28 protein-coding genes and 3 pseudogenes are annotated in these 24,547 nt (G+C 47.6%); 4 read left to right on the top strand and 27 right to left on the bottom strand.

From position 1 onward, the window contains the following. Nucleotides 1-23: 23 nt before the first annotated feature. A pseudogene (locus C3V36_13690) lies at nt 24-563 on the top strand (transposase). Nucleotides 564-874: 311 nt separating this feature from the next. Here C3V36_13690 and C3V36_13695 read toward each other — a convergent pair. From C3V36_13695 to C3V36_13710, 4 genes and pseudogenes are all read right to left on the bottom strand, one after another. Beyond that, nucleotides 875-2,482, bottom strand: a complete 1,608-nt coding sequence (locus C3V36_13695; GenBank protein ID AVM70210.1) for a dockerin type 1 — start codon at nt 2,480-2,482, stop codon at nt 875-877. Continuing rightward, the gene (locus tag C3V36_13700) at nt 2,469-2,669 is read right to left on the bottom strand and encodes a hypothetical protein (protein AVM70211.1); all 201 of its coding nucleotides are present in this window, start codon (nt 2,667-2,669) and stop codon (nt 2,469-2,471) included. The genes C3V36_13695 and C3V36_13700 overlap by 14 nt, the downstream gene beginning before the upstream one ends. Nucleotides 2,670-2,747: 78 nt before the next feature. Further along, a pseudogene (locus C3V36_13705) lies at nt 2,748-2,867 on the bottom strand (DUF1016 domain-containing protein). Continuing rightward, nucleotides 2,861-3,079: pseudogene (locus C3V36_13710) on the bottom strand (IS200/IS605 family transposase). The pseudogenes C3V36_13705 and C3V36_13710 overlap by 7 nt, the downstream one beginning before the upstream one ends. A 265-nt stretch (nt 3,080-3,344) precedes the next feature. On the opposite strand from C3V36_13710, the gene C3V36_13715 reads away from it, so the two are divergent. Further along, nucleotides 3,345-4,112, top strand: a complete 768-nt coding sequence (locus C3V36_13715; GenBank protein ID AVM70212.1) for a hypothetical protein — start codon at nt 3,345-3,347, stop codon at nt 4,110-4,112. On the opposite strand, the gene C3V36_13720 is transcribed toward C3V36_13715, so the two are convergent. Continuing rightward, on the bottom strand, nt 4,093-5,031 hold the full coding sequence (locus C3V36_13720; GenBank protein ID AVM70213.1) for a hypothetical protein: 939 nt from the start codon (nt 5,029-5,031) through the stop codon (nt 4,093-4,095). The genes C3V36_13715 and C3V36_13720 overlap by 20 nt on opposite strands. A 338-nt stretch (nt 5,032-5,369) precedes the next feature. On the opposite strand from C3V36_13720, the gene C3V36_13725 reads away from it, so the two are divergent. After that, entirely contained in the window at nt 5,370-6,536 is a 1,167-nt protein-coding gene (locus tag C3V36_13725) for a hypothetical protein (protein ID AVM70214.1), read from the top strand. Between the two features lie 182 nt (nt 6,537-6,718). Here the strand turns inward: C3V36_13725 and C3V36_13730 are convergent, their stop codons facing one another. From C3V36_13730 to deoC, 22 genes are all read right to left on the bottom strand, one after another. Then, on the bottom strand, nt 6,719-7,159 hold the full coding sequence (locus C3V36_13730) for a hypothetical protein (GenBank protein AVM70215.1): 441 nt from the start codon (nt 7,157-7,159) through the stop codon (nt 6,719-6,721). Then, complete coding sequence (xseB, locus tag C3V36_13735) at nt 7,156-7,332, bottom strand: exodeoxyribonuclease VII small subunit (GenBank protein AVM70566.1); 177 nt, start codon at nt 7,330-7,332, stop codon at nt 7,156-7,158. The genes C3V36_13730 and xseB overlap by 4 nt, the downstream gene beginning before the upstream one ends. Nucleotide 7,333: 1 nt before the next feature. Continuing rightward, nucleotides 7,334-8,557: an exodeoxyribonuclease VII large subunit gene (gene xseA, locus C3V36_13740; GenBank protein AVM70216.1), complete on the bottom strand. Its 1,224-nt coding sequence runs from the start codon at nt 8,555-8,557 to the stop codon at nt 7,334-7,336. 45 nt (nt 8,558-8,602) lie between these two features. Next, a complete protein-coding gene (locus C3V36_13745; GenBank protein ID AVM70217.1) occupies nt 8,603-9,052 on the bottom strand; it encodes an antitermination protein NusB in 450 nt (149 codons plus the stop codon). 67 nt (nt 9,053-9,119) lie between these two features. Beyond that, nucleotides 9,120-9,527: an Asp23/Gls24 family envelope stress response protein gene (locus C3V36_13750; GenBank protein AVM70218.1), complete on the bottom strand. Its 408-nt coding sequence runs from the start codon at nt 9,525-9,527 to the stop codon at nt 9,120-9,122. A gap of 68 nt (nt 9,528-9,595) precedes the next feature. After that, nucleotides 9,596-10,162, bottom strand: coding sequence for an elongation factor P (gene efp / locus C3V36_13755; protein ID AVM70219.1), 567 nt, complete (start codon nt 10,160-10,162; stop codon nt 9,596-9,598). A 112-nt stretch (nt 10,163-10,274) separates the two neighbouring features. Beyond that, nucleotides 10,275-11,345, bottom strand: a complete 1,071-nt coding sequence (locus C3V36_13760) for a hypothetical protein (protein ID AVM70220.1) — start codon at nt 11,343-11,345, stop codon at nt 10,275-10,277. Nucleotides 11,346-11,450: 105 nt separating this feature from the next. After that, nucleotides 11,451-11,993: a hypothetical protein gene (locus C3V36_13765; protein AVM70221.1), complete on the bottom strand. Its 543-nt coding sequence runs from the start codon at nt 11,991-11,993 to the stop codon at nt 11,451-11,453. Then, on the bottom strand, nt 11,947-12,513 hold the full coding sequence (locus C3V36_13770) for a YqeG family HAD IIIA-type phosphatase (protein ID AVM70222.1): 567 nt from the start codon (nt 12,511-12,513) through the stop codon (nt 11,947-11,949). The genes C3V36_13765 and C3V36_13770 overlap by 47 nt, the downstream gene beginning before the upstream one ends. 71 nt (nt 12,514-12,584) lie before the next feature. Beyond that, entirely contained in the window at nt 12,585-13,817 is a 1,233-nt protein-coding gene (locus tag C3V36_13775) for a peptidase U32 (protein ID AVM70567.1), read from the bottom strand. A 22-nt stretch (nt 13,818-13,839) separates the two neighbouring features. After that, nucleotides 13,840-14,565 carry an O-methyltransferase gene (locus C3V36_13780; GenBank protein AVM70223.1) on the bottom strand — a complete coding sequence of 242 codons (726 nt, stop codon included), beginning with the start codon at nt 14,563-14,565 and terminating at the stop codon, nt 13,840-13,842. Nucleotides 14,566-14,636: 71 nt separating this feature from the next. Further along, nucleotides 14,637-15,710, bottom strand: a complete 1,074-nt coding sequence (gene mltG / locus C3V36_13785; GenBank protein ID AVM70224.1) for an endolytic transglycosylase MltG — start codon at nt 15,708-15,710, stop codon at nt 14,637-14,639. Nucleotides 15,711-15,756: 46 nt separating this feature from the next. Next, on the bottom strand, nt 15,757-16,107 hold the full coding sequence (locus C3V36_13790; GenBank protein ID AVM70225.1) for a hypothetical protein: 351 nt from the start codon (nt 16,105-16,107) through the stop codon (nt 15,757-15,759). 19 nt (nt 16,108-16,126) lie between these two features. Next, entirely contained in the window at nt 16,127-17,824 is a 1,698-nt protein-coding gene (locus C3V36_13795) for a ribonuclease J (protein AVM70226.1), read from the bottom strand. A 53-nt stretch (nt 17,825-17,877) separates the two neighbouring features. Continuing rightward, a complete protein-coding gene (locus tag C3V36_13800; protein AVM70227.1) occupies nt 17,878-18,339 on the bottom strand; it encodes a transcriptional repressor in 462 nt (153 codons plus the stop codon). Between the two features lie 63 nt (nt 18,340-18,402). Further along, entirely contained in the window at nt 18,403-18,714 is a 312-nt protein-coding gene (locus tag C3V36_13805; GenBank protein AVM70228.1) for a hypothetical protein, read from the bottom strand. Then, the gene (locus tag C3V36_13810) at nt 18,698-19,120 is read right to left on the bottom strand and encodes a Holliday junction resolvase RuvX (protein AVM70229.1); all 423 of its coding nucleotides are present in this window, start codon (nt 19,118-19,120) and stop codon (nt 18,698-18,700) included. Before C3V36_13810 ends, C3V36_13805 begins: the two co-directional genes overlap by 17 nt. A gap of 42 nt (nt 19,121-19,162) precedes the next feature. Next, nucleotides 19,163-19,423, bottom strand: a complete 261-nt coding sequence (locus C3V36_13815; GenBank protein AVM70230.1) for an IreB family regulatory phosphoprotein — start codon at nt 19,421-19,423, stop codon at nt 19,163-19,165. A 163-nt stretch (nt 19,424-19,586) separates the two neighbouring features. Continuing rightward, nucleotides 19,587-21,218, bottom strand: coding sequence for a carbohydrate kinase (locus C3V36_13820; protein AVM70231.1), 1,632 nt, complete (start codon nt 21,216-21,218; stop codon nt 19,587-19,589). A 221-nt stretch (nt 21,219-21,439) separates the two neighbouring features. Next, nucleotides 21,440-22,300 (bottom strand): TIGR03943 family protein, encoded by an 861-nt coding sequence (locus tag C3V36_13825; protein AVM70232.1) that lies wholly within the window; start codon nt 22,298-22,300, stop codon nt 21,440-21,442. An 85-nt stretch (nt 22,301-22,385) separates the two neighbouring features. After that, nucleotides 22,386-23,519 (bottom strand): permease, encoded by a 1,134-nt coding sequence (locus C3V36_13830; protein AVM70233.1) that lies wholly within the window; start codon nt 23,517-23,519, stop codon nt 22,386-22,388. A 72-nt stretch (nt 23,520-23,591) separates the two neighbouring features. Next, on the bottom strand, nt 23,592-24,254 hold the full coding sequence (gene deoC, locus C3V36_13835) for a deoxyribose-phosphate aldolase (GenBank protein ID AVM70234.1): 663 nt from the start codon (nt 24,252-24,254) through the stop codon (nt 23,592-23,594). On the opposite strand from deoC, the gene C3V36_13840 reads away from it, so the two are divergent. Beyond that, nucleotides 24,228-24,422, top strand: coding sequence for a hypothetical protein (locus C3V36_13840; GenBank protein ID AVM70235.1), 195 nt, complete (start codon nt 24,228-24,230; stop codon nt 24,420-24,422). The genes deoC and C3V36_13840 overlap by 27 nt on opposite strands. The last annotated feature ends 125 nt before the right edge of the window (nt 24,423-24,547 follow it).

The raw sequence follows: 24,547 nt of genomic DNA on the forward strand, positions 1-24,547 counted from the left end.
TGTTCTTCTTAATTCTATAACTCCGCAAAGAAAACGGAAAGACTTCTTCCCGCATCCACAAAAAGTTGGGCAAGTACAAGGATCTTCTGGCACGGTTCTCCGGAAACGAAGAGGAAATGATGAACTGGGCGAAAAAAGAAGCCGAAAAAGAAACTCTGCTCTATAACCAGCGTCGGGAAAAGGTCACTCTTTCTTTTGACCTGTATCCCGGGAACCAGAATGAACAGCTTACTTTAAAGCCTCTGGAGACCAAAGTAATCCGGGATTTTAACTGCAGTGAATTTATCTTCTGCTCGGATGCCGGGCTTGGCAGTAAAGGGAACCGTTTTTTTAACAGCTTTGGAAACCGGTCTTATGTGATCACGTATTCTTTAAAAAAGATGAAAAAAGAGGAACGGGAACGGGCTCTCCTGCCAACACAGTTCAAAATTCCGGGATCGGATAAATTCATCGATATCTCCGCTCTGGATGAGACGGATCCTACCGCCTATAACACCGTTTATTACAAAGAATACCCCCTCGTCACGGGAGATATGGACGAAACCGTTATCATCACATACTCAGCAAAAACGAAAACAGCCTAACCCCTCATAAACACTGGGGTTATGGCTGTTTTTTGCTCTACAAAGTGTCAAAGACGGGATTATACTACGCATAGGCAAATAATACAACTAAAACCTCACTTTTCCTCCGGTTCAGACAAGAAAACAGTTATACTTGACAGGCCCCATCGGCCTATCCAGTATAACTGTCCGTTTACTTAATGCATACACTCGTAATTCGTTGAGATGTCAACAAATTACGAGCGGCTTGTCTAAACTGAATCCGACACCCCATGCTGAAGGGCTGCCGCTCTCTTCCTCCTTTCTGCTGACTATTCTGCTGTTACCGTCATCACCGCCGTACCGTTTTTAATTGTACCGCCGGTTACTGCTCCGCTGCCCGTTTCAGAAAGCGTGCCGCCGGTATATACGGTATAACTGGTTCCGGTCTTTAACCGACCGGTGCTGATCAAAACCACTTGATAATTTTTCACACCCGGGAAGGATGCTATCACGTTGCCGGCGCTGTCTGCTAAAGTCAACTGTTCGCCGGCGCTGCCGTTATGGTAAAATGCCACGCTGGACTGACTGCTGTTTTGACTGAAACCTTGGTACATGCCACTGCTGCCGGCTGCAATAAAAGTACCGCCGCTGATATCGGCCGTGCCATTGTAGTCAAGGCTGCCGTTGCCGTTGTTGGTCGGCCCGTAAATAACGGTCGTCCCACCGCTGACGGTAACATTGCCGTTGGAATCAAGCCCGTCGCCCTGAGCGTTGACAGTAATCACTCCGCCGGAAATATTAACCGCTACGCCTTCCTGAACCTGATCCATTCCGCCGCCGAATCCGCCGTCAGAAGAGGTTCCACCGGTCGCGTTAATGCCGTCATCGGAAGCATTGACATTGACTGTGCCGCCGCTGATATTGACAACCTTGGCTTCCAAGCCTTCCACGCTATTCGTAATGTCAATCACGGCACTGCCGGTAATATTCAAATCGGTTTCGGCATGAATCCCGTCGTCACCGCTGGTTAGGGTCAAACTGCCCGCCTGAATGGTAATACTGCCATTGCTGTGCAGGGTATCGTCAGCGGTATTTACCGTCATTGTTCCGCCGTTAATCAGTAAGTCCGTACCGGCTTTCACCCCTTTGCTGCTGGTGCTTTGCGTATTACTTTCACCTGCCGCTGTGTTGGTATCGGACTGCTGCCACTGGCCATTAAAACCTTGCTGACCCTGTGGTCCTTGCCCGTGCGGCGGCCTATGACCGTTTTGCTGCCCTTGATTCGGTCTATTGGGTGGAGTCATTTGACCCGGCTGCGAAGCGGCGGCGCTGGTGCTGCCGCCGCCCGAAACAATCTCAAAAGTTCCGTCATTGATTTCAACTATGGTTTCCGCTTGAATCCCATCACCGCCGGCTGTAATCTTAAAGCTGCCGCCGTCAATCGAAACCCAGCCCTTTGTCGTGTCGCTTGTGTTGCTGGATTTGATTCCATCGCCGCCGGCTGTAATCACAAAGCTGCCGTCTAAGATCGCAACCGAATCCTTACCGGTCAGTGCATCGTCCTGAGCTGATACCGTCAGCTGCCCGCCGGTAATGGTCAGTTCATCCTTCGATTTAATGCCGTCCTTGTACCGGCCATTAACCGTCAACGCACCGCCGCCGTTAATCGTCAAGTCGGTTTTGCTGTAAATCGCCGCATCGGCCGCTGTTTCCGAAGTATCGGCATAGCTTTCGGCATCTGTCATCTGATTGACTGTTCCGTCAGCCAGTGTCAAAAATACCTTGTCAGCAGTTTTAATCTGCAAAACGCTGCCGGTTTGACTGGTAATATCCGCGCCATTTAAAACAATCTGCACTTTAGCCGTATCGGCCGCCTCAACAATGATTTGGCCATCGCTCCAGTTGCTACTTGTCAAGGACTTTTTAATCAAAATCATCTTTTTTTTCGTTCGATTTTCTCCGAAATTCCCTCAGCATTATCCTTTTTAGTTTATCCTGCATAGTTTCACTGCTTTTATCATTAAAATGGACAATCACCTCATAACTGGTCTTTCCAATCTTCTTTGTTGTCTTTGCTCCTGTATTTTGTTCATTTCTTTTTTCTTGCATATGCTCTCCTTTCATTGCAATAAAAAATGACGATTCGTGATTTTCTCCAATCGTCATTAGCTAATATCTATTCATTTCATTTCTTTTCTATTTTTAATTATCCGTATCTATTTCCTTAATCTTTTTCTCTATTTCTTCGATACTCGGCAAACTGCTCTTATATTCTGATTCAAGTAATTTAGTGATCTCATATTTGCTGATACCTATACACTGTATTTTGGCGGAATCCTTACTAGCATATGTATGTGATCTACACAACACTCTGCTTCTACTATTTCTACTCCTTTCCTCTCACATAATTCTCTCAATATTTTTCCTACATCTCTTTTTATCTTTCCATAGATAATTTGTCTCCTATATTTCGGTGCAAATACTATATGATATTTGCATTCCCACCTCGTATGTGTTAAACTATTTTTATCCATTTGGATACCTCCTTTTTGATATCTTCATGCGGTTTGCAGACCTGCATTTATTATATCACAGGAGGTTTTTTCTTGTAGCTAAAGCTTTTGTCTCCCCCAGCACAGCTGGGGGTTTTTTGTTGCTAAAGCATACAATGAAAAAGGCCGGATCAGCGGCCTTCATCTCCTCTTTTTCAAACGGCAGTGGCAGCCCGATACGATTCGGATTGCGTTCGGTGACTATCAGCATAGCCTGTCGTCACTCTATGCTTTAATTCAAACTTTTTTGCTGGTCGGCGGTCTGGTACTGCTTGCCTTTTGGCGAATCAGTATCTTTTTGGCCAACATGGCACTGGCTCCGGTCGAAGCCGCCTGGAACAAGCAACGCCAGTTTTTGGCTGATGCTTCGCATGAACTGAAAACGCCGCTGACGGTTATTCTGACCAATTTAGGAATTTTGGCCGCCAATCCCCAAAAAACCATAGCCGAGCAAAACCGATGGATTGAAAACAGCAGCGCCGAAGCACTGCGGATGAAAGAGCTGGTCGAGCAAATGCTGTTTCTGGCCAAATCCGATACCAGCCAGCTGTCGGTAGTTAAAGAAAGTGTTGATTTCAGCGATTTGGTCATGGGCAGCATCCTGACTATGGAATCGCTGGCTTTTGAGCGCGATCTCCGCTTTCAGGATGAGATTGCCGCCGATATCCGGTTGACCGGCAATGCCGCTCAGCTGACGCAGTTGCTTCACATTTTACTGGATAATGCCTGCAAATATTCTTTTCCCGGCAGCACCATTGGGGTCAAGCTATGGACAGAAAAAAAGTCGGCTCGGCTGTCCGTTGTCAGCCACGGCACTGTCATTGCCGCATCCGATTTGCCCAAATTATTTGACCGCTTTTACCGGGCGGACAGCTCCCGCGTCCGCGAAACCGGCGGCTACGGGCTGGGGCTGGCCATCGCTGCCAGTATCGCTGCCGCTCATCACGGCCAAATCAGTGCTGCCAGCAGTGCCGAAACCGGCACGATGTTTACGGTTATTCTGCCGATGGAGTGATATAGCCCAGTGGTGCTAACTGATAGGTATTTCTTAGATTTTGATTAACATTTTTATCCTTAAAGTGGCTGTTTTCTCCTAAAAAGTCATTTAGCTGCAAAAACAGGTTCATATACAGCAGCGCTTCCTCTTTTCGCCCTAAGCAGTACAGACTGCGCCCCTTAATATTGCTCAGCCCCGCCACTTGATAAAGGATATTGTTTTCCTGACAAAGCCGCAGTCCCTGGTCGGCTACCTGCAAAGCTTTTTTATATTCCTGCCGGTAAAAATAAAGCCGGCTTAAATTATAGAAAAAGTTTAAGTACGCATTATCTTTGACTTCAAAATAGCAGCGGTCAAGTATCGTAATTGCTTTAAGCAGCCATTCCTCAGCAATGTCATAGCGTTCGGCCTGCAAATGAACAAAAATTGCCGCATTTAAGATGCGCAGCTCAAACGGCTTTAAATTAGCCTGCCAAATATCGCTGACCTTGGTAAAGGGATGTGTCAGAGCAATCAGGTTCAAAAAATCCTCCGCCGAAAAAGCCTCCGCTGGCTGGCAATAACCAGCTGCTATGCCAAAATACCAATTGATTCTTTGGCGCAAAAAAACAAAAGACCGGACAAGCTCATCATCTTTTAAGATTTTGCTTTGCCGGTACATTTCCTGATATCGTTCTTCGCTGTAATACTGTTCTAATTCATCAACTCTCTTTTTCCAAAGAAACGGCTCCTCTAACTCAGCATAAGGAAAGTAATCCAACAGGTTCTCGCCTAAGCGAAAGGACAACTCATAAATCAAATAAGTACTGGCTTCCGAAGTGTTATTTTCAATTCTGGACAACTGTTTCAGCGAACAAATCCCCTCAGCCAGTTCTTTTTGGCTAAGTCCTTTTTTCTTCCGCAATTCCCTGATGATTGTGCCCAACGAAACACTCATTTGGCTCCTTTCCGCTCTATGGCTTTCTAAATACTTAATTATTTATTGGTTTTTTATTGTCTGTATCATACTTTTCCGGTTTTGTCAAGGGACAGATGTGTCCGTTGAAAAAGAAAAGAAAGGCTGGTATATTAACGTCAAGAAACAAAACGTTAAACAAAGGAGTATTAAAAATTGAAACAAAAACTAATTACCTTCTTGCTTTGCTTGATGACACTTACGCAGATATTTGCTTTTTCTGTTAAAAATGCACTCTTATTAAAAAATTTATGGTATTAAAGAATTAACCTTACAGAAACAATTCATTCAGCACACCACCGCCTTCAGAAAGGAATCCGATGATGAACGCTAATGCTAAAAAACTATTATTCGGCCGCTCTATCTCTACCTTTGGCGATAATTTATACCAATTGGCTGTAGTTTGGTATGTTTACGCCGCCACACAAAATGCTTTTTATACCGGTCTGGTAACCGCTATGACCATGCTGCCCAAAGCTCTGTCCTTTTTGGTCGGACCGTTGGTCGATCACGGCAATAAAAAGAAAATCCTCGTATCGGCGCAGCTGATTCAAGCCCTCTTGATTCTGCTTGTGCCACTGGCCTTTTATTTTAACCGGGCAATTCTGCCGACAATTTTTGTAACTATCCTTTTGGTTTCTTTCATTGAAAACTATGAAAGAACGGCAGAATTTGCCGTTATTCCGCATATTGTGCCGGAAAAAGGCTTAATTAAATACAATTCCCTGTCCGCGTCCATCAGCCGAATTGTGGAAGTGGCCGTCAGCGCTGCCTTTTCCCTGATTATTGCTCATATCAGCGTCAGCCAGATTTACTTAATCAACGGCCTGACCTATCTCTTGGCCTTTGTCTGCTTTTTGGGCATTCAGTCGGCGGAAACCGTCAAGGCCGAAAAACTGAACTTCAGCCAATACAAAATCAGCTTTAAAGAAGGAATTGCCGCCTTTTTTTCCTCAGAGGCCGTTTCCATCTGTCTGCCGATCATGCTGTTAAACTTCACCATGGGCATTGTTTCCGCTATTTTGCCGGCTTACGCGGCAGCGCTGGGCAGCATTGATTATTTCGGTTATATCCGGCTGGCCATGAGTATCGGCCTTATTCTTGGCACTACCCTGGCCATGAAGTTGACAAACCTGTCCTATCTATTTAAACTGCGGGTTTTTCCGCTGATTACCTGCGTCTTATGGATAGCGGCGGTATTAATCAATCAGCTTTATTTTTCTCTGCCGCTTCTTAGTTTGGCCTTTATTCCTTACGGCGTGTTAACCATTACCTTGATTACGCAAATTCAAAGCTCTCTGCCGGCTGCCCTGTTAGGCCGGATTGTTACGATTATCGACAGTGTTTTAGTGGCCACCATGCCAGTCGGCGCTATCTTGGGCGGCCTGTTAGCCGAATCCGTTCCGCCAGCTTACGCCATGATTGCCTGGGGCATTAGTATTTTAACGCTGTCAGTCATGACTTTAAAACGACCCAAAAAAGCCTAAACATCTGGCGCCAGCGACACCGTGTCAAAAGCGGACAACTCCGCGTCCGCGAAACCGGCGGCTACGGGCTGGAGCTGGCCATCGCTGCCAGTATTGCTGCCGCTCATCACGGCCAAATCAGCGCTGCTAGCAGTGCCGAAACCGGCGCGGTTTTTACGGTCGCGCTGCCGATGGAATAAAGTCTAATACCACAGCCCAATCAAAATCCCCAGCAGCATGCCGACAAAAACTTCTAAGTAAGTATGGCCGAGCAGCTCCTTTAGTTCTTTTTCAATTTGAAAATTGGAACGCCCCAGCTGCTCGACAATCTGCTTAATCACCTTGGCCTGCTGCCCGGCTGCCATCCGGACATTGGCGGCATCGTACATGGTAATAAAAGAAATCACCATACCCAGTCCAAAGACCGGATCGCTGAAGCCCGACAGCTTACCGAGCTGAACCGTGGCCGCCACAATCGAAGCCGTATGCGAGCTGGGCATTCCGCCCGACCCCATGATCCGCTCCGGATCAAACTTTTTGTAACGGATGCCGGTTGTCAAAATCTTAAAACCCTGCGCCACGAACCAGCCAATCAGCGCCACCACAAAAGGGCGATTGTTAAATATTTCTACTATATATTTCATATCTCATCTACTTCCAACACAATCAGTTCTTTTTCCGCCTTCTCCAGCCGGCCGCTGCATTCCTTTAAAAGCTCAGTCCCTCTTTGGTAAGCCGCCAAGTTTTCCTCAAAACTCAACTCTCCCGTCTGCAAGTCCTTGATAATCTGATCAACCTGCCGGAGCATTTCTTCCATGCTAATTTCTTTTTTCTTTGCCGCCACTTTCCTTTTCCTCCACTCTTGCCGTCAGCCGACCGTCCCGCAGATATATCTGCAAAAGGTCACCGGCTTGAACCTGCTCTGCGGTTGTAATCCCCCGGCCATCCGCCGCTGTTAAATAAGCGTAACCGGCCGTCAGCTTGGCCTGCGGAGCGGCTGCGGTCAGTTCCTTTTGTTTCAGTTCAAGTTCCCAACGAACTTGCCGCAAATAATGTCTGAACTCGCGGTTTAATTCCTTCTCCCGGCCGGCCAGCCCGGCTGTCAGTTCTTCCCATTTGCGGCGCGGATGATAGTGCGTCAGCCGCAGCCGGGCCTGTTCGATTTCATTTCCAAGCATCCCGCCATACTGCCGAAAGGCGCTGTCTAAGCGGTGCCGGCTTTCGTTCAGCTTTTGTCTTTGCACGGCTTGCTCAGGAATCGCCAGTTCAGCTGCCGCCGATGGTGTCGGTGCCCGCAAATCCGCCGCCAAATCCGACAGCGTCACATCGGTTTCATGGCCGACAGCGGAAATGACAGGAATCCCGGAATGAAAAATTGCCCGTACAACCGCTTCTTCATTAAACGCCCATAAATCCTCTAATGAACCGCCTCCCCGGCCGATAATGAGCACATCAACCGGTTCCTTTTGGCGGTTAAAATATTCAATCCCGGCCGCAATATTAGCCGCCGCCCGCTCACCCTGAACCAGACTGGGATATAAGATTAACTGCACTCCGGGATTGCGCCGGCCGGCAATCTGCAAAATATCCTGAAGCGCCGCGCCGGTTGCACTGGTCACCAGACCAATTCTTTCCGGCAGCAGCGGCAGTCTCTTTTTCGGCTTTCCAAAAATACCGTCCGCCGCTAATTTTTGCTTGAGTGCTTCCAATTTTTGCGCTAAATCGCCCCGGCCGCCGGCTCTGATTTCCCGGACATAAACCTGATAGCTGCCGGTTTTTTCATAAACGCCGACACCGCCGGTTACGACCACTTTTTCGCCATTTTGGGGCAACAGCTCGACACCACCCGCATAGCCGGCAAACAGCACGCAGGCAATCGCTCCTGCTTCATCCTTTAAGGTAAAATAAATATGGCCGGAAGTATGGCGTTTGGCATTGCTGACTTCGCCCTCAATTTGCAGATGATTCAGCAAAAAATCATCCCGAAACAGATTTTTAATATATAAATTGACTTCCGAAACCTGAAATATTTTGCCTGCCATGGCTTCCTTCCTTTTATCCGGCGCACTTTTCGCGCCTTTCTCCTTTTATTCCGCTTCCCCTTCTCCGTTTCCGCCGGTACTTTCCGCCGGCAGCTCCTCTAAGAGTCTGCTGACTGCCCCGTTGACAAAACGATAAGCGGCATCCTGCCCATAACCGGCAGCCAGACTGACGGCGTCCTTGGCCAAAATACCGACCGGCGCTTCTTTTTTATAAAACAGCTCGTATACCGTCAAACGTAAAATCGCCAGTTCCACCTTGGCCATAGTTGCAGTATTCCAGCGCTCCACCCGGCGATTAATCCGCTCGTCAATCTCCGGCAGCAGTTTTCTGATTTCTTCCAGTTCCTGCCGCACTACGGCCTGATCCTCTTCCGACACCGGTTTTTCATTGCGGTTAAATACTTCCAGCGCCTCCGCATCCAAATCCTGTTCCTGATGAAAGCTTTGTCCGAACAATACCCGAAACAGCAGCTCCCTTTTTTCTTTTAATTTCATTTCTGATCTCCATTCTGCCAGAAAAAAGTAAGCGCTGCAATCGCTTGCCGCGCCTACCTACATCATCTTATGCGCCGGAGCCGGTTTTCTTGGGTTTTCTCTCTCTGGCTTTCGGCTCTACGCCGCTGACTTTAACATTGACCGCAGCCACCGTCAGGCCGGTCATATTCTCCACTGTCGACTTTACTTTCTTTTGAACCTTGGCCGTCACATCCTGAACACTGACATCGAATTCAATGATAACCGCCAAGTCCAAAGTGATTTCTTCCTGCTCATTGACCCGGACTTTAATCCCTTTGCCCAGATTTTTCATACCCAGCAGCTCAACCAACTCGCCCCGAAGCTTGCCGACCATGCCGGCTACACCTTCTACCTCGACTGCCGCCATGCCGGCAATCACAGCAATCACTTCATCGGCAATATTGACTGTGCCGCCGCCTTGCTGATCATCAATCTTTAATATTCTTCGTTCCATCTTGTCCTCCTTAGTCTTTTCCTGTGCTGCCCGGTCAAGCGACTATTCAAAAGTCATCCGGCCAACCTTTATACTCGGGAAACATATTCGCCGGTACGGGTATCAATCTTGAGCTTATCTCCGTTATTGATAAATAAAGGTACCATTACCACTGCGCCGGTTTCCAGTTCGGCCGGTTTGGTTGCGCCGGTAGCCGTATCGCCTTTAATACCCGGCTCGGTATGGGTAACTGTCAGCTCCACGCTGATCGGCGGCTCAACACCAAAGATTACGCCATTATGCGACAACATCATGACCACATCATTTTCCTTAACAAACTTTAAGGCATCGCCCAAATCCTGCGCGTTTAAGGCAATCTGCTCAAAGGATTCCTGATCCATAAAGTGAAATAATTCTCCGTCTGAATACAGATACTGCATATCTTTTCTTTCAATTACCGCCTGTTCAAAGCGATCCTGCGGCCGAAAGGTCTTATCAATGATGCTGCCGGACTTCATATTTCTCAATTTCGTTCTGACAAATGCCGGTCCTTTACCGGGTTTGACATGCTGAAATTCCAAAACCTGATAAATATTGCCCTCGAATTCAATGGAAATTCCGTTTTTTAAGTTACCTGCTTGTACTACTACTGCCATGTTAATTGTTCCTCCTAAATTTTTTATTCACAATGATTTGGGGCAAACGCCTTCTGCCCTTTCCTCTATCGGATTGCTCCGTGCTTTGCAGCATTCTTTTGACTCTACTATCTTACAATACAATCAATTTTTTTTCTGATGTAACCAGACTCTCTGCTCCGTTTTCGGTCAGCAGCGCCAGATCCTCAATCCTAACGCCGCCGATGCCGGGCAGATAAATCCCCGGTTCAATCGTTTCCAGCATATTTGCTTTCAGCGTTCGGGTTTCCCGCTGGCCTAAATACGGTACCTCATGCACCTCCAGGCCGACGCTGTGCCCCAGACCATGGCCGAAATACTGGCCATAGCCGGCTTCGGTAATGATATCTCTGGCAATGGTGTCAACCGCCGCGCCGGTTAAGCCCGGTTTCAAAGCCGCCAAAGATTCCAAATGCGCTTTCAAAGTAATGTCATAAATTTCTTTCAACTGATCGCTGACCTCACCAATTGCCACCGTTCTGGTCATATCCGAGCAGTAGCCCTGATAAATACAGCCAAAATCCATGGTCAAAAGCTCCCCTTGCCGAATCGGTTTATCCGTCGGCCGGGCGTGTGGCCGGGCGCCGTTTACGCCGGAAGCAATGATCGACTCAAAACTCAATCCCTCCGCTCCCAACTTTCTCATCGTAAACTCCAATTCGATACCGATTTCTTTTTCTGTCAGACCCGGCTTAATAAAATCCAGCATATGGCTGAACGCCTGATCGCCGATTTGCGAGGCTTTGCGCAGCAAAACCAATTCTTCCGGCGTTTTCAGCATCCGCAACTGTTCAACGGCATCGCCCATGCTTTTCCATTCCACCGCCGGCAGCTTATCGACTAACAGCCGATATTCGGCAAAAGTCATTTGATTGCCTTCAAAACCGCAGATTTTAACGTTATCTGCCTGCAAATATTTTTCCAGTGTTTCGGTTAATCCGGCGTTGCGGTATTCTACAATTTGAAAATCCGGACACTGCGCTGCCGCCTGTTCCAGATAGCGAAAATCAGTCAGCAAAATCTGCTGATTCGGGCTGATATACAAATAGGCATTGGAACCGGTAAAGCCCGATAGATAACGACGGTTATATAAGCTTGAAACCAAAACCGCATCCAGTCCCAAATCCTTCAATTTTTCCGTTAATTTCTGAACTCTTAAATTCATTTTTCCTCCCATAGACGACGCACTTCTTCATCCGTCTTTTCCACTTTGCATATTGCCAATCTGTTCCAGCCTCAAAACTGGACACGCGCAACATTCCCGCTCGGCTTACAACAGCAGCAGGATTTCGTCAACAATTGCTTCCGGTGTTTTGCCGGCCGTTTGAATGATGATACCGGCGCTTTGAAAAAACAAAGATTCCTGCCTGTCAATACGCGCAGAAAGAACCTCCTCGTCAAGCTTAACGTCCGGCTCCGGAGCAGTCCCCTGCCCTTCGCCCAGCCGACGCTCGATTTCTTCCCGGTCGGTTTGCAAAAAAACCACCGTTCCGATTTTGGGCAGAACGCCCGCGATTTCTTCATCCTCAATCAGCTCGCTGCTGACGGCAATAATCTTATTTTTCCGACCAATCAGCTTTTCCAGAGCATTTTTCCCAATCGCTTTAAACTCCTCCGGCGTCATTCCCGCTTTCAAATCGCGCATTTCCTGATGATATTCATTTTCTATCTCGGTTTCTAATTCCACAAAGGATTGCTGCGTTTTTTCAGCTAAGAGCTTTCCGATTGTTGTTTTTCCGCATTGAGAAAAACCGATCAATACTATATTATTCATCTTCTCTCCATTTATCTTCTGAGTTTGTGATATGAGCATATTCCAGCAGTTTCTTTTCCAGCTTCCTTTTTATCTTCGTGTAAAATGCCTCTTGTTCCTGAATCGGCTGCACCAATATTGTACACAGCCCCAAAAGGTTGCCGGCAATCACATCAGTAAAAAGCTGGTCGCCGATAATAACCGTTTCCTCCGGCTTCGTGCCCAGTATGGTCAGCCCTTTCTTCAAACCAAAGGGCAGGGGCTTAATCGCCGAAAAAACGCTGCGCAGACGAATCCCTTTGGCAAAGGGACGAACCCGACGCTTGGTATTATTGGAAACCAAAACAATGGAAAAGCCTTTGCGCCGCAGCAGAGCAACCAACTCCGCCACTTCGGCAGTCGGCATTTTCCGGTCGTAGGCCACCAGAGTGTTGTCAATGTCAAAAACAATCCCGCGGAAACCCTGATCATAGAGCTGGCGGTACGGGATATGATAGATACTTGGATAATAATATCGGGGATATATTTTCATAAAAACCTCAACTTTTCTCTCCTTATAATATATTATTTTCCCCCCCAAGTCAATCCCCTGTTTTTAGTTCAGGTATTTTAAAAGCACTCCGCCGAGTGCTTTCTATTTTACTTTGATTTTTACTCCCCGGCCGGCCGGCGGATAATGGTTTCCGATGCCACCGGCCCAGGCAGACGGAGCCACAGTTTTTCCTTGGCTAAAGTCGCACTGGTCTTTCCCTCGCCGCTCTCGGTTTGAATCGACTCCACCGAAAAAGAAAGATTATCTCCCCGCTGGGTCAAAATCTCCAAGGTATCGCCCACCGAAAACTTATTGCGCTGCTCAATCAAATGCAGCCCGCTGGCCGAATCATAGCCCAGCACCTTGGCCGTAAAAACATAATCTTTAATATACGCTGAGTTTTCATAGATTTGTCCATTCTGCGGCCGGCCGTAAAAAAAGCCGGTGTCAAAGTGCCGGTGTGAACATTTCCCCACTTCCGCCAAAAAACAGGCTTTCTTGGCCTGATAAGCAGCCGGATCGCTAAGACACAAATCAATCGCCTGTCGGTACGCCTTGACCACCGTTGCCACATACAGCGGTGTTTTCATTCGCCCCTCAATTTTCAGGCTATCCAGCCCCGCGGCCATGATGTCCTCCAAATGATCAATCATGCATAAATCTTTGGAATTAAAAAAATAGGTGCCGTTTTCGTCCTCCGATACCGGCAGATATTCGCCCGGTCTGGTTTCCTCAACCAAATGATATTTCCAGCGGCAGCTTTGGGTGCAGGCGCCGTGATTGGCATCCTGCCCGGTCAAATAATTACTGATCAGACAGCGCCCCGAATAAGACATACACATCGCCCCGTGAACAAAGCCTTCCATCTCCATATCCGCCGGAATATTGGCTCTGATTTCACTGATTTCCGCCAGCGACAATTCTCTGGCCAGCACCGCTCGCTTAACACCCTGTCCGTACCAAAAACGGTATGTCAGGTAATTGGTGTTATTGGCCTGTGTGCTGAGATGAATTTCCATCTCCGGCAAAGTTTCCCGAACCAGCATCAAAAGTCCCGGATCAGCCACAATCAACGCATCCGGTTTTATTTCCTCGCCCAGCTCCCGCAAATAAGTCTTAGCCGCTTTTATGTCCTGATTATGGGCAAAAACATTCACCGTCACATAAACCTTTACTCCGTTTTCGCGGGCATAGGCCACGCCGGCCACCATTTCTTCCGGACTGAAGTTTTTCGCTTTCGCCCGCAGTCCCAAGACCGAACCGCCCAAATAAACCGCGTCGGCCCCGTATTTAACGGCAGTCACCAAGTTTTCATACGAACCGGCCGGCGCCAGCAGCTCCGGCTTTTTTATCCATTCCTTCATATTCTTTCCTTTAATCCTTTTTTATACTGACCGTTGCTCCGTCTGCCAGTCCAAAGTAATGCGTTGTCAGCTGCGGGTGAATCCCGACCGCCCGCAAATATTCGCGCATTCGCTTATGGGTCGTCCTTTCCCGGCGCGGCAGCAAATGACGGGAAACCATAATCTCACCGTTTTGCAGCACATTATCCGTTACCAAAAGTCCGCCGGCGGTTAAGAGCCGCACCAATTCCGGCAAAAAATGAATATATTGCGCCTTGGCGGAATCCAAAAAAATAAAATCAAACGGTTCCTTTAATTCCGGCAGAAGCCGGGCGGCATCGCCACATAATAATTCTATTTTATCGGGCTGAACTCTCTCCGGCTGACCGGCACTCGGCTCGTCTCCCCGCGCTTGATCCGCCAGCCACGTCTTGGCCGCAGTCAGGTTTTCTTCGGCTTCCCGCTGCATGATCGGGTTCCGCTCGATCGTCAGAAGTTTCCCGTCTGCCGGCAAGAAGCGACTCATCAAAAGCGCCGAATAAGCCACTGCTGTCCCAACCTCCAAAATTCGCCGCGGTCTTTGCAGCCGCAGCAAAAGCTGCAAAAGCTGCGCCATTTCCGGCCGAATAACCGGCACCTCACGTCGGCGGGCAGATTTGCCCAAATCGGACAAAAAGCCTTCCTCCTCGTAAAACAAAGAGAAAAAGGCTTCTTTGTCACTGATGCCGCCGGTAAACAGAGTATTTACGTTTTCCATTTCCGTCCTCATCTTATGATATCGTACTGTACTATAACCGGTTTGCTGCGGCTGACACCGCCACAAACCCTTTATTGCAAATGATCCTTGTATTTGACCTTGGCCGCATTGTGCTCATCCAGCGTCCGGCTGAATACATGCTCGCCGCTTTCGGCATCTTTGAGCACAAAGTAGATATAATCCGTTTCTTCGGGATAAAGCACCGCCTCTATCGCCGCCTTACCCGGATTGGCAATCGGCCCGGCCGGCAGTCCCCGGTTAATATAGGTATTATACGGTGAATCAATTTTGGTATCGGCAATCGTCAACTGCGGATAGGATTTATTTAAAACATACATAACCGTTGAGCACATTTGCAGCGGCATATCAATTTTCATCCGGTTATTGATGACACTGGCCACTAATTTGCGCTCCTCCGGCACCCGCACTTCTTTTTCAATGATTGATGCCATATTGACCACCTGGTCGATGCTATACCCCAGCGCCGTCGTTCTGGCCCGGAAATCGGCATCATAAATCGCATCAAAGCGCTTCAGCATTTTTTCAATGACTTCCGTCACCTTGGCATCGGCGTAAATCTCATAGGTATCGGGGAAAAGATAACCCTGCAGCCGCAGATTCCGCTCCGGGATTTCCTGAACAAAATCATAATTATACTTGGAAATATCATTGCAGGCCTGAACAAATTCATCGCTGCTTTTGCAGATACCCAGTTCGACCATCTTATTGGCAATTTGCAGGATAGTGTAGCCCTCCGGAATGGTAAACTTAACGGTCTTCCTCTTTTCGCCGTCCTTCATCAGGATTTCCATGATCCGGTACTCATCCATCGCCGTATCCAGCTTGAACTTGCCGGTTTGAAACTTAGCATCATACCCGTTCAGCTTGGCCAGCGCCCGGAAAAAAAGCTCATTTTCAATCAGCCCGTTCTTTTTTAAAATCGCGGCAATCTTTTCCGTACCCACACCTTTGGGAATTTCGATGGTTACTTCCTTGCCTTCTCCGGTTTGGCCGGGTCTCTGGATCAGGGCGTATGCGTTTTGATAAGCCCAGCTCGTACCTCTGACCACGGCAAATATAACCGCTCCGATAAAAGCGATCCGCACAATCACCTGTAAAATTTCTCCGACTACATTCCTGATCATAAATTCCTCTTTTCCCGGGAATCAAGCAAGGAACCCCGTTCCCCGCCTATTCCAAAAACTTGGTGTCGTAATCCAGCTCCGCCTCCATCGTTTGAAAAACATCCCGGAGCGAGCGACAAAGCTGATAATCCGCATCTAAAAAAGCATTGACCAAGGGATCCTGTAATTCCTGCTCATAGTCGCTTTTTAATCGGAGCAGCCTTTCACCGGCTTCAAACTGCCCATAGTTTTGATCGACTTGAATCTCAAATACCTTGCGCCGGAACGTGTTGACTTTGTCCCACAATTCAGGCTTGTTTGACAGCAATGATTTATAATTCAAGTATTGAATATATTCTTCTGTCGATTTAAAGGCGCGAATCATTTCCCTTGCCTTTTCTTCTACACTTTCTTTCACAACAGCCTCCTGTATTTTCCTATACCTCCACTTGTGTCAGGACGGGCAGTACCATCGGATTCCGTTTCAAATACTGCCACAGATATTCTCTAATGTCATCTCGAATCATTGTCTTAATCTTCGTCCAGTCATGGATATTTTTCATAGTTGCTCTTTCCAGCGATCGGCTGACAATATCTTTAATGTCATCCATCAAACTGGCGTTTTCCTTGACATAAATAAACCCGCGCGATACGATTTCGGGGCTGGCCAGGATCTCACTGGTATAGCGGTCAACCACAATCGAAACTACAATCAATCCATCCTGCGACAGCTTTTGCCGGTCACGCAGCACAACATCACCGACATCGCCGACGCCCAAACCGTCAACCAATACGGTTTCAATCGGAATCTTATCAATTACTTCGCCCCCGTCCTGCGACAAAGCAAAGACATTCCCGTTTTCCAAAATATAAACATCTTTTTTCTGCATACCCAGCTCCACCGCCAGTTCCTGATGCGATTTCAAGTGCCGGTACTCACCGTGCACCGGGATAAAATACCGCGGGCGCACCAAAGTGTGCAGAAGTTTCAATTCTTCGCGGCAAGCATGCCCCGATACATGGGTGTCCTCATAAATAACGTCCGCACCCTTTTTATACAAGCCGTTAATTACTCTGGCTATGTATTTTTCATTGCCGGGAATCGGTTTGGAGCTTAAAATAACCAAATCGCCTTCTTTGATACTAATTTTGCGGTGCGTATTATTGGCTATTCTCGACAGCGCCGACAGCGGCTCGCCTTGGCTGCCGGTAGTAATAATGACCACCTGACTGTCCTTATAATTATCCAGTTCATCACTGCTGATCAGCATATTTTTCGGCATTTTGATATAGCCCAGTTCCTGCGCGGTCGTAACCACATTAACCATCGACCGGCCCTCGACTGCCACCTTGCGCCGGTGCGCCTTGGCCGAGTTGATAATCTGCTGGACCCGGTCAACATTGGACGCAAAAGTAGCAACAATCAGCCGCCGCCCTTTATTTTCATTAAAAATCGCATCGAAGGACTTACCAACCGTACTTTCCGACATGGTATAGCCCTCACGCAGCACATTGGTTGAATCGGCCAGCAGCGCCAGCACGCCCTCCCGGCCAAGCTCGGCCAAACGATGAACGTCAATCGCCTTGCCGTAAATCGGCGTATAATCCACCTTGAAATCGCCGCTGTGAATAATCACACCCAGCGGAGTATGAATCGCAATAGCCGCCGCATCCGGAATCGAATGATTGGTGCGGATAAACTCCGCCCGAAACTTGCCCAGCCGCACACTTTGTCCCATGCCGACGCTTTTGAGCTTGCACTTTTCTAAAATTTTATGTTCCTTCAGCTTGTTTTCCACTAAACCTAAAGTCAAGCGGCTCCCGTAAACCGGAATATTTAATTCCTTTAATAAATATGGAATCGCGCCGATGTGATCCTCATGCCCGTGCGTTACCACTAAGCCCCGCACTTTGTCGGCATTTTGCTTTAAATAGGAAAAATCCGGAATGACAAGATCAATTCCCAGCATTTCTTCATCCGGAAACGCTAATCCGCAGTCAATGATAATAATATCATTCTTATATTCAAATAAGGTAATATTCATTCCGATTTGGTCTAACCCCCCGAGCGGAATAATCTTTATCTTATCTTCATGTTTTTCTTGTTGTTTGTTTTTCAAAAAATACCTCCACATGACGGAAAAGCCCTCAAAGGAGCCTTCCGCTTCATTTCTTAATTTCTCAATTCTTAATCTAATTCTTGTTCCTGTTTGCTCTGGTCTGCACATTCCCGGCAAAGCCCATAAATCTTAATCTGCGCTTCCAACGCCTCAAAATTCTTTTCCGTTTTCAAAAAGTCCTTATAATGAGCTAAAAAATCCAGTTCCAGTTCATCAACCTTGCCGCACTGCTCGCAGATCAAATGATAATGATGCAGCGGGCTGTCCTCATAAAATATTTCATAGCGAATGTCTTTGTCGTCAAAGGATATTTTTTCAATGATCCCGAGCCGGTTCAAAATTTGAATATTACGGTACACCGTTGCCAGTCCAACTTCGGGATTGGTTTCTCTGACATATTGATATACTTCATCCACCGTCAGATGGTCTTTTCTGTGAGCATACAGGGTTTCCAGCACAACCTTCCGCTGATTGGTAATTTTGTAACCGCCTTGCTTTAAAATTTCACAATATTTTGATAAGTCGCTCATATCTCTCCTCGAGGACTCAGGCGAAAAAAAGTCCGTTTTTTATACAATTGGTTTGCCGTGCTTTTACTCGTAATCGTCGTCGTCTTCCTCTTCAGGGATATTATCTTCCAAAATATCCAACAGGGCGTTGACAAACTCCTCGCCCTCCTCTTCCGGATCGACAATGCTGTAAAAAGCATCCTCGCCCCGAACATCGTCCTCTCTCATGATGAAAACATTGATCTCTTCTTTATCCTCAGCCTGCTCATCCGTCACCAAAATATAGGTTTGGCCTTCATACTGCGCCATGCTCAGAATTTCCAACTCCACCTCATTGCCATTTTCATCCGTAAACGTAATCCTGTCCAATTCATTCCTCCTAATTGCCGCCGGCATCCAAATATCCCTGCAGGAAATATGCCGCCGCCATTTTGTCAATTACTTTTTTCCTTTTTGCTCTGCTTAAATCCGCTTCCAATAACACTCTTTCCGCTCCGACCGTGCTTAGTCGTTCATCCCACGTCACCACCGGCAAAGAGATTTTTTTCTTCAGTTTTTCAATAAATTCCAGCGTCTTTTCCACGCGCTCGCCCGACGTATTGTTCATATTTTTGGGCAAACCGACCACAATCTTCTCGACTCCGTATTCGGCAATCAGTTCTTTGATGCGTTCTATTGAGGCAGCCAGCGCTTCTTCTTCCTGGCGGCGGATAATCTCCACCCCCTGCGCCGTCCAGCCAAACGGATCGCTGACGGCAATACCGATGGTTTTGCTGCCGTAATCACAGGCCATCACTCGCATTTATTATCCTCTTTTCTGCTTCCGCGGCGAAAATCGACCACATCAGTCCTGTTTTTTGGAAAAATAAAAATTAACCATTTCTTCCAGTAATTCATCCCGCTCTAAACGGCCAATCAGCTTGCGGGCATTATTATGTCCGGTCACATAGGTCGGATCTCCGGAAATAAGGTAGCCGACCAATTGGTAAGTTGGATTATAGCCCTTTTCTTCCAAGGCTTCATATACCTGTTCCAAGACCAGACGCGCTTCGTTGACTTCTTTCACCGGCTTTTTAAAAAATTGAGTATGTCCCTTATTTTCCATGATTTCACTTCCTTCTGAGGGTCTGAACATTTAAATCACTGCCGCAGTCAAAATATTCTTTATCCTGATAAACTATCATACCATATTTTGCGCTGCTTTGCCATAGCTTTTTCACGTTAAATTCTTAGCAAATGTACCGCCGTTTCTATCGCCGAGGGCTGTTCTATCCGTTGCCGCCTGCTTTATCTGTGCCTTTCCGAACAACTTTGCGAATCGCCGTCTGCCGGGCATAAAGCGGCGCCAGCCGGCCATAAATTTCCATAAAAACTTCCTGATAAATCCGGCGGTATATTTTATGCCGCTCCATATCCGGCATAAAAATATCCTTGGGACGAACCATTGCCTTAACCGCTTCCTCAAAGCTGGGAAAAACACCCAGCCCGATAAAAGCCGCCATCGCACTGCCGATACCGCTGACTTCATTGGTCTGCGTCCGAATCGCCGGCAGACCGAACATATCCGCCGTAATCTGGCAAATCTCATCACTTCGCGACCCGCCGCCGCCCAAATAGATTTCCCGCACCGGCACACCCGATTTCTTTTCCAGTTTATGCAGGCCGTTCATCAAGGCAAAATTGATGCCCTCAATAATCGCCCGGTAAATATGTACCCGGGTATGCAGGTCAGAAAAGCCGATCACCGCTCCCCGCGCCACCGGCATTGTCAGATTCGGCGTAAAATAGGGCTGAAAAACCAAGCCCTCGCAGCCCGGCGGAATTTCCTGCAACCGCCGGTTTAAAAGAACTTCCGGCGAAATCCCCAGCGCCTTGGCCTGCTCGACTTCTTTGGCGGCAAACTCTTTTTTAAACCATGAAATCAGCCAATAGCCGCGGTAAATTTGAATTTCCGGGTTATACGCTCCCGGCAGCATTGACACATAGGCCGGCATAAACCGATCCGGCTCCATGTATTCGGTCGTCGTAATGCTGACGGTCGAAGCCGTACCGAAGCTGATCGCTGCCTTATCCGGCGTAATACAGCCCATGCCGATGGTTTCGCATACCTTATCCGAGCCGGAAGCATAAAGCGCCAGCCCGGCCGGGATACCGGTTGCCGCCGCCGCTTCTTCGGTGATGCAGCCCAAAACCTCACCCGCTTCTTTAAACGGGCATAGTTTTTCCGGTTCAATATCAAAGACAAAACGCTTAAAGGAATGCTTGGTCATCCAGTTCCGCTTTTTATGATGAAACGGCACATGCCCGACCAAAGCCGAAACCGAATCAACCAGCTGACCGGTCAAACGGTAAATTAAATAACCACTTAAAAACGCAAAATGCGCTGTCCGCTTCCAGGTTTCCGGCTCCATTTCCCGCAGCCAGTTACAGGCCGAAATCCGCCACTGCGACACGGCAGTCTGCTCCATGCCAATCAGCTTAACCGCTGCCGCCATTGCCGGTGACAGCCGGGGATACCCCTCGGCCTTTCTTTTATCCAACCATAAAAAAGCCGGACGCAGCGGCCGCATTTCCCGATCAAGACAAACATAAGTCGCCCGAATCGTGGTAATGGTCACGCCTTCCACCCGCGCCCAAAGCTCCGGCTGACGACCCTTTAGTTCCGACACTGCGGTAATGATATGCTCCCAGTAAAAATCAGCCCGCTGCTCCGCCCAATCGGCTTCCAGTGAAAAATAAGCCGGAATATGATTGCTCTTGGCCGCAGCCAATACATCGCCCCGGTCATTAATTAAGAGCGCTCTGGTGCTTTGCGTGCCCACATCCAGCGCCAGTACCACTCTTCCCTTTTTATCTCTTTCCTTTTCCGCCTGCTCTTGCCGCCCGGTTTCTATTTCCATGTCACTCCTCTTATCGGTTTGCCCGAACTGTATTCTTTATTTGTCTGCCCGGTCAATTCTTGTGCCATTTCCTGTCTCGGCACAAAACAGCACAAAATTGTTTATTTTCTGACCTGGTCACAGCTGCCGAACATAATAATCCGTTCATTCTTGTTATCGGCTTTTACCAATAAAAAATTAACTCAACTTTAGCGCGGGCTTCTGAACATGGGAAAGTTGAGTCAATAACTGAAATAAACATACGGTGTTTCCAGCGGCTCAATTTTTTCAATCTCTTTGACCTGCAAAATCAGTTTGGATTCTTCCTCCCCGTTCATCGGATTTTTAGCCAGCCCCTTTTGAGTTACACCCTTGACCCGAATCCAATCATTATCGGCAAAGTCCTGCGCCATCGGCGTGGACGCCACTATCCCCATCAAAGTCGCGTCGGCTGCACAGCAGGTAACCAGCATCCGGGAAACCAAAAGTTCGTTTTTACCGAAAAATTCACTTTTATACACAAAGCCTTCCAGCACAATTTCCTGTCCGCCTTTTTCATCCAGAGAAAATAAAGTTTTCAGGAACGGATCTTCATCTTCTGCCGCTGCCACGCTATCCGCATTCGGATCGGTCGGATCGGTTGCCCCCGGATCGGGTGCATTCATCTCTCCCGGCGGCAGAGCATCATAAGCGGAACTGACTGCCGTCTCCGCCGTCGGTTCTGCTTTTTTCTCAACCACTTCTTTATTTTTCTGTTCCGTCAGCAAAGCCGTCTGATCCTGTGCCAAGCTATTTAAATTGACCGTCCGGTTGGTAAAAATAACAGCGCTGGCATCGCCCGCCAAAATCAGCATAAACATCGGCAGTAAAAATAAGAAATAACCGATTTTAATCTTAAATGCATTTTCCGTCCGTTTAAATAACTTGGTTTGCTGGTAAACAAATAAGATCAGCAAAATAATCTCGGCTGCAATTACAAACTTCGTCATTTTCGGATGCAGGTAAAACCGCAGCTCATCAAAAATCAAAAGTTTGCCGATCACAAGGCTGAGCGCCCCAATCAGCAGCCACCAGCAAAGTTCACCAATATTTATTTTCTTCATTATATCCTCAACTTTCCTTTGCCCGAAACACTATGCCCTTCTGCGTTTCCCCTCTATTCTTGCCTGTCAAAAAACACCTTGCTTTTTAAAACAGAAACGCACTTAAACTGCTGAAAATAAAGACTACCACTGCAATCGTCAAAATCAGCCGGATAATAAACTTCATCCGAAAGCCCTGCGTCAGCATCAGCATATTTTTAATATCCATCATCGGGCCAAAAAGCAAAAAGGCCAAAATAGCCGAATTCGGAAGCCCACCCTGAAAGCTGGCAGCTACAAAAGCATCCGCTTCCGAGCAAAGCGACAGAACAAAGGCCAACAGCATCATAGCTGTAATCGACAATGCCGGATTTTGCGACAGCGCCAAAAAATACTGCTTCGGTACAAAGGTCTGCATAGCAGCCGAAATCAAAACACCCAAAATCAAAAAACGGCCAACCTCATAAAGTTCATGCGAAGTATGGTCCAAAATCGACTTAACTATTTGCAGCGGTTTATCCCGCTTCGTCGCATGCACATGACCGCAGCTGCAAGCCGCGCCATGCTCATGGTCATGCTCATCGCCGATTTCCGTAACAGCGGCGGAATCCTCATTATGCTGATGTTTTCTATGGCCATGACTATGCCCGCAGGCGCAAGATTCTTCATGTTCTGTTTCATCGTCATAGTCATATCCGTCATGCTGATGTTTCCCATGGCCATGACTATGCGCGCAGGCGCAAGATTCCTCATGCTCCGTTTCCTCTGCGTCATGGTCATGCTTTCCTGCTTCGCCCTGCCAAACTGCCCCAGCGGTTTTGAGCTCCTCCTTATCCGATAAAAAGGTAATCAAAAGACCAACTGCAATCGCTGTCAAATAGCCGAATACACCGCGCAGCAGCGGAAAATAAAAATTATTCAAAAAAGCAAAGCGAGTGGATAACAGCACCACCGGATTAATCGTCGGGGTGGCCAGCATAAAAGTAACCGCCACTCCGACCGGCATTCCTTTTTTTACTAAGCGGCGCATAACCGGAACAATCGCACATTCACAAATTGGAAAAATAATCCCGGCCAGACCGGCCACTAAAAAAGCAAACCAGCTTCTTTTCGGTAAATGCTCGGTCAGCCATTCCCGGGAAACAAAAATCTCAATCAGCGACGAAACAATCGTGCCGATCAGCACAAAAGGCAAAGCCTCCAATAAAATACTTAAAAAAATAATCGCAAACTGCTGCATACCATCTTCCTGCTTTTCTCTGTTTTGTCCTTTTACCGCCGGCTCACCGCTCCGTACTATTACTTGGTTGTTTTAATAATCTGACGCCGACTTTTCGCCTTTAATAATCGCAATTCCGGCACTTGCCCCAATCCGGTCAGCGCCTGCTTCAATCACCGCTTTGGCATCCTCATAACTGCGCACGCCGCCGGATGCCTTAACCAGTGCCTTGCCGGCCACTGTCTGCTTCATCAGCGCCACATCTTCCGGTGTGGAGCCGCCCTTGCTAAAACCGGTGCTGGTCTTGACAAAATCCGCTCCGGCCTTGACTGCCAACTGGCAGGCCCGAACTTTTTCCTCTTCGGTCAAAAGGCAAGTTTCAATGATGACCTTTAAAATCCTATCTCCGACCGCCGCCTTGACCTGCCGGATATCTTCAGTCACATAATCATCGTTCTTGTCCTTTAATGCGCCGATATTGATGACCATATCAATTTCCTGCGCGCCGGCGCTGACTGCTGCGGTCGTTTCCGCTACCTTAACTGCGGTGGTTGATGCTCCCAGCGGAAAACCGACCACCGTGCAGACCTTCACTCCGCTGCCGGCCAATTCCTTAGCCACCAACGCCGTATAATACTCATTGACACAAACCGAGGCAAAGCCGTATTCTTTCGCTTCCTGACAAACCTTAATGATTTCCGCCCTGGTTGCGTCCGGTCTTAATAAAGTATGATCAATATATTTTTCCAGTTTCATAAAAGTTCCTCCTTTTTTATGGTTTATAGTTTTGCACCATTTTCCTATGTCAAATTATTTTCTCCGCGGCTGCAAGTACAGAAAACAGCTTATGCTGCGGCAGCACCGCGCAGAGCGAATATTTTAAACAAACAGACAAAAGAAAGCCTTAAAAGAAAGAATTTTTAGTTTTGCATATCATTTGCATTTTACGCTCTTTCCCTTCAGCTTTCATAAAAAACAGATTAGATTTTGATGAAATATCACAAATAATAATTCCCCGCATAAAACCAAATGCTCCGGCAAAAACTTAA

The sequence above is a fragment of the Lachnospiraceae bacterium oral taxon 500 genome, from assembly GCA_002999035.1.
Taxonomy (GTDB): Bacteria; Bacillota; Clostridia; order Lachnospirales; family Vallitaleaceae; genus W11650.

What these genes read in the sequence shown, in the direction of transcription:
- C3V36_13800 (AVM70227.1), bottom strand. Translation starts at nt 18,339, where the DNA reads ATGAGCGACTTATCAAAATATTGTGAAATTTTAAAGCAAGGCGGTTAC.
- C3V36_13830 (AVM70233.1), bottom strand. Translation starts at nt 23,519, where the DNA reads ATGCAGCAGTTTGCGATTATTTTTTTAAGTATTTTATTGGAGGCTTTG.
- deoC (AVM70234.1), bottom strand. Translation starts at nt 24,254, where the DNA reads ATGAAACTGGAAAAATATATTGATCATACTTTATTAAGACCGGACGCA.
- C3V36_13760 (AVM70220.1), bottom strand. Translation starts at nt 11,345, where the DNA reads ATGAATTTAAGAGTTCAGAAATTAACGGAAAAATTGAAGGATTTGGGA.
- xseA (AVM70216.1), bottom strand. Translation starts at nt 8,557, where the DNA reads ATGGCAGGCAAAATATTTCAGGTTTCGGAAGTCAATTTATATATTAAA.
- C3V36_13750 (AVM70218.1), bottom strand. Translation starts at nt 9,527, where the DNA reads ATGGAACGAAGAATATTAAAGATTGATGATCAGCAAGGCGGCGGCACA.
- C3V36_13795 (AVM70226.1), bottom strand. Translation starts at nt 17,824, where the DNA reads ATGTGGAGGTATTTTTTGAAAAACAAACAACAAGAAAAACATGAAGAT.
- C3V36_13805 (AVM70228.1), bottom strand. Translation starts at nt 18,714, where the DNA reads ATGCCGGCGGCAATTAGGAGGAATGAATTGGACAGGATTACGTTTACG.
- C3V36_13780 (AVM70223.1), bottom strand. Translation starts at nt 14,565, where the DNA reads ATGGAAAACGTAAATACTCTGTTTACCGGCGGCATCAGTGACAAAGAA.
- C3V36_13695 (AVM70210.1), bottom strand. Translation starts at nt 2,482, where the DNA reads ATGATTTTGATTAAAAAGTCCTTGACAAGTAGCAACTGGAGCGATGGC.
- C3V36_13810 (AVM70229.1), bottom strand. Translation starts at nt 19,120, where the DNA reads ATGCGAGTGATGGCCTGTGATTACGGCAGCAAAACCATCGGTATTGCC.
- C3V36_13820 (AVM70231.1), bottom strand. Translation starts at nt 21,218, where the DNA reads ATGGAAATAGAAACCGGGCGGCAAGAGCAGGCGGAAAAGGAAAGAGAT.
- C3V36_13700 (AVM70211.1), bottom strand. Translation starts at nt 2,669, where the DNA reads ATGAAAGGAGAGCATATGCAAGAAAAAAGAAATGAACAAAATACAGGA.
- C3V36_13745 (AVM70217.1), bottom strand. Translation starts at nt 9,052, where the DNA reads ATGAAATTAAAAGAAAAAAGGGAGCTGCTGTTTCGGGTATTGTTCGGA.
- C3V36_13815 (AVM70230.1), bottom strand. Translation starts at nt 19,423, where the DNA reads ATGGAAAATAAGGGACATACTCAATTTTTTAAAAAGCCGGTGAAAGAA.
- xseB (AVM70566.1), bottom strand. Translation starts at nt 7,332, where the DNA reads ATGGAAGAAATGCTCCGGCAGGTTGATCAGATTATCAAGGACTTGCAG.
- mltG (AVM70224.1), bottom strand. Translation starts at nt 15,710, where the DNA reads ATGATCAGGAATGTAGTCGGAGAAATTTTACAGGTGATTGTGCGGATC.
- C3V36_13720 (AVM70213.1), bottom strand. Translation starts at nt 5,031, where the DNA reads ATGAGTGTTTCGTTGGGCACAATCATCAGGGAATTGCGGAAGAAAAAA.
- C3V36_13825 (AVM70232.1), bottom strand. Translation starts at nt 22,300, where the DNA reads ATGAAGAAAATAAATATTGGTGAACTTTGCTGGTGGCTGCTGATTGGG.
- C3V36_13765 (AVM70221.1), bottom strand. Translation starts at nt 11,993, where the DNA reads ATGCTCATATCACAAACTCAGAAGATAAATGGAGAGAAGATGAATAAT.
- C3V36_13725 (AVM70214.1), top strand. Translation starts at nt 5,370, where the DNA reads ATGATGAACGCTAATGCTAAAAAACTATTATTCGGCCGCTCTATCTCT.
- C3V36_13730 (AVM70215.1), bottom strand. Translation starts at nt 7,159, where the DNA reads ATGAAATATATAGTAGAAATATTTAACAATCGCCCTTTTGTGGTGGCG.
- C3V36_13840 (AVM70235.1), top strand. Translation starts at nt 24,228, where the DNA reads ATGATCAATATATTTTTCCAGTTTCATAAAAGTTCCTCCTTTTTTATG.
- efp (AVM70219.1), bottom strand. Translation starts at nt 10,162, where the DNA reads ATGGCAGTAGTAGTACAAGCAGGTAACTTAAAAAACGGAATTTCCATT.